General features: G+C 50.6%; 1 protein-coding gene. It reads right to left on the bottom strand.

Annotated elements, in window-relative coordinates:
• Positions 1–296 precede the first annotated feature (296 nt).
• Positions 297–926, bottom strand: a complete 630-nt coding sequence (locus tag HMPREF9448_RS08780) for a hypothetical protein (protein WP_008862253.1) — start codon at positions 924–926, stop codon at positions 297–299.
• Positions 927–1,365: the final 439 nt, after the last annotated feature.

Raw genomic sequence — 1,365 nt, 5'->3', positions numbered from 1 at the left:
GGTCGCCGTCGGGGTCTGCGGAACTCGCTCCGCTCGGACAGTCCTCGCCCTTTTTCCTCCGTCTTCCTTGCGACTTCACCGCCCGATAAAGGCGGGGATTTAATTCGTGCTTTTGACGGTCTTGAATCTTTTTGTTGATACGACATGACGTTTCGCTCCATATTTTGCATTAGCAAAACACAGAGGAGACGAGAAAATAGCGAGGCATGGTAGGGGAGAAGGGTGACTTCCTGTTTCTGCTCATCGAAATCGAGAGGGAAAAAGAGGGGATTGGGTTCACCCTTCACCCATCGGATTTATTCTCTTCTGTTGCAATCGAAAGAGGATCGATGGAATCCGGGTGCAGGTTCTCCAATGGGATTACCGGCAGGAGCGCCGCACCAGATGCTCCCGGATAGGGGCGATAAGGGCTGCGGGGTGTGTGCCGGGATTCCGGACCCGGCTGTCGTATAGTCTTCTTGCAGGTCCTTATCGGTTTCGTGAGCGGAGGCCGGTTGCACGGATTCTTTTTCTTCGGCTTCGTGCGTTTCGGTTTTCCTTCTGAGGGCTTCCCGACGGCAGGCTTCGAAACGTTCGCGCTCTTCCCGTTCCTCGTGTGTGTCGAAGATTTCTTCGTGGTCGACGAGGAACTGTGTGGACTCGATGTCGTATAGTCCGGCTTTTCGGAAGAGTTGGTTGCGTTTCTGATAGTGCCAAGCGAGAGTTCCTTCGGCCAGCATTTTCTTCTTGTCGTTTCGTGGCCGTTTTCGCTCTTGGGAATGTCTTTCGAGCTTGTCGATACAACGAATGACGGCGAGCATGGTGAGCCTGTCCCGACGGGGGTCGAGTTCGAGGAGAATCTTGTAGTATTTGATGAGCGCTACTTGTCGGTAGTTCTCGATTTCACCTCTCAGGTCTATGGTCGTTTCGAATCTTGTATCTATCATCGCTCGTTTGATTTTTTTGCGAAGGTAGGATAGTGGGATAGTGGAATTATGGCATGATTATACTTTCTCGTTTATTTTTCTCAGTAGCGAGAGGAACGACCCCGGAATTATCACCTCTTTTTTATTAACCTCTTTTTTTCAACCCCCTCCGTCCTTTGGACACTCCCCCTATATCGTTGCACGACACAGGGGGAGAGGAGGTTTACCTCTATTACTTTCACTACGGGTGTTTTTAACCCCTCTCCTCGTCGCTACGCTCCTCAGTTCTCCCCTATATTTTCTTGCACCACACCCCGCAATGCTTCGGGGCACGGCAGGGGGAGAAGGTTGAATACTAATGATTTTCTTTCCCAGTCAAAGAAAGTCCTTGTTACATTAATTCGCTTTATTTGTTCATTCTTCTCAGCAGCGAGAAGAACGAACCAAGAAGCGCCGCCGC

It is taken from the genome of Barnesiella intestinihominis YIT 11860 (assembly GCF_000296465.1).
In the GTDB taxonomy this organism is placed as follows: Bacteria; Bacteroidota; Bacteroidia; order Bacteroidales; family Barnesiellaceae; genus Barnesiella; species Barnesiella intestinihominis.
This window is presented reverse-complemented; position numbering and strand designations above follow the sequence as displayed.